The 5701-nt window shown below is 40.3% G+C and carries 6 protein-coding genes; 1 reads left to right on the top strand and 5 read right to left on the bottom strand.

All coding sequences use genetic code 11. The features are described 5' to 3' along the window. Positions 1-374: 374 nt before the first annotated feature. The 3 genes from H5154_RS23890 to H5154_RS22190 form a co-directional block, all read right to left on the bottom strand. Positions 375-509 (bottom strand): hypothetical protein, encoded by a 135-nt coding sequence (locus H5154_RS23890; RefSeq protein ID WP_259397404.1) that lies wholly within the window; start codon positions 507-509, stop codon positions 375-377. 58 nt (positions 510-567) lie between these two features. Next, positions 568-726 carry a YqaE/Pmp3 family membrane protein gene (locus tag H5154_RS22185; protein ID WP_149980587.1) on the bottom strand — a complete coding sequence of 53 codons (159 nt, stop codon included), beginning with the start codon at positions 724-726 and terminating at the stop codon, positions 568-570. Between the two features lie 64 nt (positions 727-790). Next, the gene (locus H5154_RS22190; protein WP_145236725.1) at positions 791-1354 is read right to left on the bottom strand and encodes a BON domain-containing protein; all 564 of its coding nucleotides are present in this window, start codon (positions 1352-1354) and stop codon (positions 791-793) included. A 343-nt stretch (positions 1355-1697) separates the two neighbouring features. On the opposite strand from H5154_RS22190, the gene H5154_RS22195 reads away from it, so the two are divergent. Beyond that, complete coding sequence (locus tag H5154_RS22195) at positions 1698-2354, top strand: LiaF domain-containing protein (protein WP_145236722.1); 657 nt, start codon at positions 1698-1700, stop codon at positions 2352-2354. A 1052-nt stretch (positions 2355-3406) separates the two neighbouring features. Here the strand turns inward: H5154_RS22195 and H5154_RS22200 are convergent. Together H5154_RS22200 and pmbA are read right to left on the bottom strand one after the other, a co-directional pair. After that, a complete protein-coding gene (locus tag H5154_RS22200) occupies positions 3407-3823 on the bottom strand; it encodes a VOC family protein (RefSeq protein WP_149980586.1) in 417 nt (138 codons plus the stop codon). Positions 3824-4072: 249 nt separating this feature from the next. Beyond that, on the bottom strand, positions 4073-5422 hold the full coding sequence (gene pmbA, locus H5154_RS22205; RefSeq protein ID WP_182719653.1) for a metalloprotease PmbA: 1350 nt from the start codon (positions 5420-5422) through the stop codon (positions 4073-4075). Between the last annotated feature and the right edge of the window lie 279 nt (positions 5423-5701).

The raw sequence follows: 5701 nt of genomic DNA on the forward strand, positions 1-5701 counted from the left end.
CGTTAAGCTTGCTGACGCACAAACTCCGAGCCACATTTAAAACGCGGTGGCAAGCCACTCGCCTACAAGTGATTAATTAGACATCAAAGTAAACCTTAACACCGTAGGCGTTAAGCTTGCTGACGTACAAACTCCGAGCCACATTTAAAACGCAGTGGCAAGTCACTCGCCTACAAGTGATTTAACACCGAGATAAACTTTAACACCCGTAGGCGTTGAGCTTGCTGACGCAAAAACACCTATGACTATAATAAAATGAGAGGTTAAACATTCTTGGGGAAGGTTATAAGTGGATGTTCTTAATGAAAATAACAACATACACTTATAATTTTGGTATATAACATCCTAGCAAAATCCTTCTAATATCTACTTATTTAAAGCCCATTCCTTGCTGCTTTTACTTCGCTCCTTGATGCGCTATTCATTAGTTCCTTCCATTGCTGTGCCGTCCAAAGTGGCTTTGCGCTTTTTACGATCCCTTGTTGGTTTTTCCTTAATACGTTATCCATAATGTTACTCCTTGCCATCTATTGGCTGTTCATCCTTGTTATATTTCACACTGTGACTCTAACGACGTCCGATTATATAAATTGCATGTATCAGACCAGGAATATACCCTAGTAATGTTAACAAAATATTAATCCAAAACTGAGCACCTAAACCAACTTGTAAAAATACACCAAGTGGTGGAATAAGTACTGAAAATATAATTCGTATTAAATCCATGACTCTCACTCCCTGAAATTTATATAAGAAAGCCCAGCATAACTGGGCATTCGTGGCTTATAGATTATTCAGCTACAATAGTTAAGTTATCAACTACATCGCGAACATCTTCGGCATTCTTAGCAATTTTCACCGCTAGCTGTTTTTCAGCATCCGAACCAACAGTACCATTTAGCGTTACCACACCTTTATCGGTATCTACGTCAATATCCGTACCGCCTACTTCAGAATTAAACAAATAGCGTGTTGTAATAACGGTAGTAATTTTAGCATCCGTTAAATCACTTTCTGTGCTATCTGATTTCATCTTCTTGCTTTTTGTGTCCGTGTTTTTAACGACCGTTAGCTCGTTATCAACATCAGTTACACCATCTAGACTTAAGATAAGCTCTTCCGCTAGCTCTTTATCAAGCTCACTTTCAACTTTACCAGTTAGTACAACCTTGCCATTTTTTACATCAGTGTTAATGTCAAAGTTGTTTAAGTTAGTGTTCATTAACAGAACCGTTTCTGCCTTACCATCAATCCAAGCATCTTTACTTTCATTTTCCCAGCTGTTTGCTTGCGCACCCATAGCGGTTGTACCAAGAACTAACGCTGCAATAATAGATTTGTTAAATGTTTTCATAATCTTTCTCCTTTTGATTAAAGACAATATGATTAATGCGAACATCAAGCCAACTTTTAAAGCACTTAAAATCAATAACTTAAGCTTTATTTGATATAGCGCTAGCTTTAGTCTTGGTAATTATTTACAGACTGCTCGGTAATTTATTCTGGTCGTTGCAAAATTAACCATTTAATAGCATTATTCGTTAATCTGTCGTTAATATAACAAACGCACCTAACAAAAATAAATTTAAATTATTGATTATTAAGCTAATTAATAAATGGCCTAAGCTTTGCTTTAACTATTGCAGTACTGAGCAATCATAAAATACACCAACAGCATCACTTATAAGGAATACATCATGACTGTGAAATTAGAAGATCGCCCAATTGAGCAAGTGCGTGAACAAGTTATTGATCAATTAATATATAACTACAGTCATGCTGTTATTTCAGCTGATGCTTTTGAACGTCGATTAGATCAGGCAATGGCTGCGAAAGATAACCAAAGCTTAATTGATTTGGTAAGTGACCTAGAATTAACAACCGATAGTAATTACCAGTGGGAAAAACGTGCGCAGTTTAGCCCAAACTATAGTAATAAAAGCAGCGATGAAACATTGCACTTGCGAAGTATCTTAGGATCAAACGAGCGCAGTGGGCAATGGGTAGTACCAAAAGAAATCCACCTGACGAACTTACTTGGTTCTATTGAACTTGATTTCACTGACGCCATATTTCAGCATCAAAATATCACCATCCATGTAAATTGCTTACTAGGCAATGATGAAATTTATGTGCCAGAACACGTCAATGTTGTATCAAAACTGTTCAGTATTATTGGTAGTGTTGAAAACAAATCAGTGTCACTGAATAAACACCAAGGGCCAACCATTACTATCGAAGGAAAAGTTATTCTGGGCTCTGTGGAAATTAAAATTAAGCGCACCATTAAAGAAAAGTTTGTCTCATTCGCCAACAGCCTTAAAACCAGTTGGCAAGATATCAATAAACATTAATAGATAAAACACAGTTAAAGCTTAACACCGTAGGCGTTAAGCTTGCTGGCGCGAAAACACCGAAACAATATTGAATATCGCGGTGGCAAGCCACTCGCCTACAGTGAGTAATTAAACACTGAGATTAACGTTAACACCGTAGGCGTTGAGCTTGCTGACGCAAAAACACCGAAACAATATTGAGTATCGCGGTGGCAAGCCACTCGCCTACAGTGAGTAATTAAACACCTGAGATTAACGTTAACACCCGTAGGCGTTAAGCTTGCTGACGCAAAAACACCGAAACAATATTGAATATCGCGGTGGCAAGCCACTCGCCTACAGTGAGTAATTAAACACTGAGATTAACGTTAACACCCGTAGGCGTTAAGCTTGCTGACGCAAAAACACCGAAACAATATTGAATATCGCGGTGGCAAGCCACTCGCCTACAGTGAGTAATTAAACACTGAGATTAACGTTAACACCCGTAGGCGTTGAGCTTGCTGACGCAAAAACACCGAAACAATATTAAATATCGCGGTGGCAAGCCACTCGCCTACAGTGAGTAATTAAACACTGAGATTAACGTTAACACCCGTAGGCGTTAAGCTTGCTGGCGCAAAAACACCGAAACAATATTGAATATCGCGGTGGCAAGCCACTCGCCTACAAGTCATTAATTAAACATCAAAGTAAACTTTAACACCGTAGGCGTTGAGCTTGCTGACGCAAAAACACCGAAACAATATTGAATATCGCGGTGGCAAGCCACTCGCCTACAAGTGAGTAATTAAACACTGAGATTACCGTTAACACCCGTAGGCGTTAAGCTTGCTGACGCAAAAACACCGAAACAATATTGAATATCGCGGTGGCAAGCCACTCGCCTACAGTGAGTAATTAAACACTGAGATTAACGTTAACACCGTAGGCGTTAAGCTTGCTGACGCAAAAACACCGAAACAATATTGAATATCGCGGTGGCAAGCCACTCGCCTACAGTGAGTAATTAAACACTGAGATTACCGTTAACACCCGTAGGCGTTGAGCTTGCTGACGCGAAACTAATGTTATAAATCATTATTACGCTCACTAGGAATATCACTTAAATATTCAACAAACTCTATTTCAAACCCTGCAGGGTCAATAAAATACACATTTTTACGAAATGGATTTACCGCACCTGGCTTATCAATACTGTAACCAGCGCTTTCTAAACGCGAAATTACTGCAGCAATATTATTCGTAACATAAGCAAAGTGCGCTAAGCCAACTTGATGTCCGGTTAAGTCACGGTTGTGTTGTTCACCATGATCACTCAATGCTAAATACTGAAAATCATCGCCAAAGTGCAACCATTTTCGTGGTTTACCGTGCCACTCCCCTTCGCCTTGGCTTCTGATGGACCAGTACGGAAAAGCCGCCTTATAAAAGTGCAGCATAGCTTCAACATCATCGACTACCAAATTTACGTGCTCTAAATACATAATTAAATTCCTTTATTTAAGTAATTAAAGCCACAATAAAACCTCAAGTAACATTGAGGTAAAGTGTTTTTTATAAAAGATTTAATAACAAAAGATGTGTGAGGATAAGGGTTAATGAGAAAACAATATAGGTTAAAGGTGCTAGGTTTTAGGGCCTAACCCCTAGTGTCTTTCCTAGAACCTAGTTCCTTTAAAAAATTTGCGCGGCATAAAGCCGCGCCTACGCAAATTAAAACTTATAGCTTAAACCTAGCTTCCCGCAATCTGCATTTGTTCAATCAATACCGAACCGGTTTGAATTCCACCACGGCGCTCTATGTCACCGCCTATGCCACTAATGCCTTTAAACATATCTTGCAGTTTACCAGCGATGGTAATTTCGCTTACAGGGTATTGTATTTCGCCATTCTCAACCCAAAAACCGGCAGCACCACGCGAGTAATCACCTGTTACGGTATTAACGCCTTGGCCCATTAACTCAGTGACCAATAAACCGGTGCCCATCGTTTTTAACAACGCAGCTAAGTCAGCATGAGTTTGTTCAACTAACCAGTTATGAATACCACCAGCATGACCGGTAGGTGTCATATTCATTTTTCGGGCTGCGTAGCTCGCTAATAAGTAAGTTTGCAGCTCACCGCCTTGAATGATTTCACGGTCGATGGTTTTTACCCCTTCACTATCGAATGGTGAAGACGCTAAACCTTTTAAAATATGCGGACGCTCTGAAATATTAACGCACTTATTAAATACTTGCGTGCCAAGGCTATCCAACAAAAAGCTCGATTTACGATACAGCGCACCACCACCTATTGCAGACACCAAGTGACCAAACAATGAATTAGCTATATCTGCACGAAAAACAACTGGGACTTTCATGGTACCTAATTTTTTGCTATTGAGCTTAGCAAGAGTTTCACTCGCAGCCTCTAAACCTACTGCCGCAGCATCTTTCAAACCAGCTTGGTCTCGCGCTACGGTATAAGCTGAATCTCGCTGCATTTGCTCACCATCTTTACCAATCACCATAGTACTAATGCTGTGGCGAGTACGCGGGTAACCTGTGATAAGACCATGGCTATTACCATACACACGTAAACCTTGATGCGATGAAAAACTGGCGCCATCTGAATTAACAATACGCGCATCGGCATTAAGCGCTGCTTGCTCTGCAGCATGACACAATTCAATGCCCTGCTCAGGGCTGACATCCCACGGGTGGTATAAATCCAAATCAAGCGGAGCAAATTCAAGTAGGTCTTTATCGGCTACGCCATTATGTGGATCATCTGAAGTAAACTTGGCGATATCAATGGCTTTCTCTACCACTGTACGCAGTGTTTTGGGGTTTAAATCAGCTGTTGACGCAGAGCCTTTGTGATTACCAACGTACACACTGATCCCCAGCCCACCATCTTGGTTAAATTCAATGGTCTCGACTTCACCCATGCGGGTACTAACTGATAAACCTGAGGTGCTCGACATCGCCGCTTCAGCGCCAGTAGCACCGAGTTTTTTCGCGTGTTCTAAAACCTCTGCAACGGCATCTTTTATTTGAGAAATTTGAGTATAAATAGGATCTTGCTGTTGGCTTTTCATATTTTTAGTCCTGAGCTTGGAGCGTTTTGCATGCGCAATCATAATACTTAAATGCTAACACACTCACTGCATTGCATCAGCTAATATTAATCATTAAAAGAATCACGTATATACCCAAGCCACCTCAAGATACAGAATTCAGCGTTTCACAGGGGCTTAATATCAAGGCGTTACTTTGCAAGAATGGCAGTCCCTTTTAAGAAGTAACAACGATGAGAGTAAGTGCCTGTGAAACGCCCAACGGGTTGGTTTAAAAGCGATTTATACTGCGTTATTGAT

This window comes from Pseudoalteromonas sp. SR44-5 (genome assembly GCF_014163675.1).
GTDB lineage: Bacteria > Pseudomonadota > Gammaproteobacteria > Enterobacterales > Alteromonadaceae > Pseudoalteromonas > Pseudoalteromonas rhizosphaerae.

Excerpts from the sequence above, each read along its gene's own strand:
- pmbA (WP_182719653.1), bottom strand. The coding sequence starts at position 5,422 with ATGAAAAGCCAACAGCAAGATCCTATTTATACTCAAATTTCTCAAATA.
- H5154_RS22185 (WP_149980587.1), bottom strand. The coding sequence starts at position 726 with ATGGATTTAATACGAATTATATTTTCAGTACTTATTCCACCACTTGGT.
- H5154_RS22190 (WP_145236725.1), bottom strand. The coding sequence starts at position 1,354 with ATGAAAACATTTAACAAATCTATTATTGCAGCGTTAGTTCTTGGTACA.
- H5154_RS22200 (WP_149980586.1), bottom strand. The coding sequence starts at position 3,823 with ATGTATTTAGAGCACGTAAATTTGGTAGTCGATGATGTTGAAGCTATG.
- H5154_RS22195 (WP_145236722.1), top strand. The coding sequence starts at position 1,698 with ATGACTGTGAAATTAGAAGATCGCCCAATTGAGCAAGTGCGTGAACAA.
- H5154_RS23890 (WP_259397404.1), bottom strand. The coding sequence starts at position 509 with ATGGATAACGTATTAAGGAAAAACCAACAAGGGATCGTAAAAAGCGCA.